This window comes from Sulfurovum sp. bin170 (genome assembly GCF_010892395.1).
Taxonomy (GTDB): Bacteria; Campylobacterota; Campylobacteria; order Campylobacterales; family Sulfurovaceae; genus UBA1140.
Genome location: NZ_JAACKB010000174.1, coordinates 1 through 2,072, shown reverse-complemented (window position 1 = coordinate 2,072; position 2,072 = coordinate 1). Strand labels below are relative to the sequence as shown.

Genomic DNA, 2,072 nt, shown 5'->3' with positions numbered 1-2,072 from the left:
TAGTTATAATTAATAGATTTTAGTAATCAAAATGGATAATTTCGTTTACAATTAGTTATAGTTAAAAAAAAAAATCTATTTATTGATAAATATCTTTTATATTTTATATTTTTTCTGTAAAATAGGCAATGATTAAATTAAAAAGGAGATATTTTGGATAACAAAATGATGAAAGAGGGCATGGAACTCATTGATGCACACTTTAAAAACGAGGGAATCTCTCGTCGTGATGCAATGAAAATCTTTGGTGTTGGTGGAACAGCTGCACTTATGGCAAGTGGAGCTACTACAGAAGTTAGAGCTAGTGCTGCTAAAGGTAAAATCCTAATTATTGGTGGTGGTTTAGCAGGTATGTCAACAGCTGCAAGGTTTACTAATACACTTGATAATCCAGATATTACTGTTATTGAGCCAGGAGATTTGGCAACCTCTTATCAACCAGGACAGACATTAGTTGGTGCAGGTATTTGGGAGAAAGAAGATGTTATGTATAAGACAGAAAACTTTATTCCATCAGGAACAACAGTAATTAAAGAGAAAGCTGTTGAGTTTGACCCAAAAAACAATACAGTAAAGACATCTGGTGGAAAGACAATCAAATATGATTATATGGTTGTAGCTGCTGGGGTTAAATTGGCTTTTGATAAAATTGAAGGTTTAGGTATCTCAGAGACTATTACATCAACTGGTGACCACTCGGCAGTGAGTAAGGTGATTGGTAAAAATGGTTTAACATCCATCTATTACCAACAGGGTTCAGCTGATACATGGACAGAGATGCAGAAGTTTATTGCAGATGCAAAGTCTGGCAAAAAAGTAAAAGGTGTATTTACTCACCCAAATACACCAATTAAATGTGGTGGAGCTCCAAAAAAGATTATGTATCTAACAGATGCAAGACTTCGTGAAGCAGGTGTAAGAGATAATGCAGAGCTTATGTTCTATCCAAATGGTTCTAAAATGTTTGGTGTTAAAGAGTATCACAATGCAATAGAGAAGCAGTTTGGTGAGCGAGATATGAAGTGGAATTATAGACACAATCTTATCGCTGTTGATCCTAAAGCAAAGACAGCAACATTCAACAGACACTGGAAGCAAAAAGGTGAGTGGGATGAGGATTTAGAAGAGTATGGAATTGAGTTAAAGAGTAAAGAGGTAACGGTTCCTTATGACTTTATGCACATTACTCCACCAATGGTAGCCACTGAAGAGATTGCTTCCTCGCCAATTGGTTCTGGTAAAGGTTGGGTTCCTGTAGATAAAGAGACACTTCAACATGTTAAATTTCCAAATGTATTCTCTCTTGGTGATATTGCAGGTATTCCAATGGGTAAAACAGGCGGATCGGCTAGAAAGCAGTATAAAGTTGTAGTTGATAATATTGTCACTCTGATGGAGGGTGGAGATATAAATAAAAACCCAAAATATGCAGGTTATACGGTTTGTCCACTAATTACAAGCATCGGTACAGTAATGTTAGCTGAGTTTAACTGGACTAAAAAGCCAACACCTATGGTTCCGCTTGACCCAACTCAAGAGAGATGGATTTGGTGGTTACTCAAAGTATATGCACTTAAACCGATGACACAGTTTGGTATGTTATCTGGTAGAGCGTAAGAGAAATAGAGAAAAGAAAGGAAGGCTAATAGATATGAAGAAAACGAATTTAATGTTAATGACAGCGGTTGCAGCGTTTGCACTTTCAGGGTGTGGCGAGACAGGAAATGATGGAGGTGGAGAGGCTATCAGTTATAAGTTGACACCAAAACAGGTGTGGGAGCAATCTTGCCATAAGTGTCACGGAGAGAAAGCTGAGGGTCTTACTAAGAAGAAGACTCCACCGATGAATGATAGACAAGCGGGTGAGCTAGAGCTTGACCTCTTTGATGTCAAAAATGAGGGTATCAATATGTCATCTGGTACAGACCATGATAAGATGGCACACAATATGAAAAAACTTTTAGATAAAGGGTTTAACTATGACCCAACTGCTATGTCCAAGTTTATAGAGAAGAGTTTCTATGTGGGTGAAGAGGCTGCGGCTAAAGCAAAAGATGAAGAGACAGAAGCAC

The 2,072-nt window shown here is 37.5% G+C and carries 2 protein-coding genes; both read left to right on the top strand.

Translation table 11 applies throughout. From position 1 onward, the window contains the following. Nucleotides 1-153: 153 nt before the first annotated feature. On the top strand, nt 154-1,617 hold the full coding sequence (locus tag GSY74_RS04040) for an NAD(P)/FAD-dependent oxidoreductase (RefSeq protein ID WP_370518766.1): 1,464 nt from the start codon (nt 154-156) through the stop codon (nt 1,615-1,617). A 34-nt stretch (nt 1,618-1,651) separates the two neighbouring features. Beyond that, nucleotides 1,652-2,072 (top strand): hypothetical protein (locus tag GSY74_RS04035; RefSeq protein WP_164663823.1); only part of this gene is annotated, 421 nt, incomplete at its 3' end.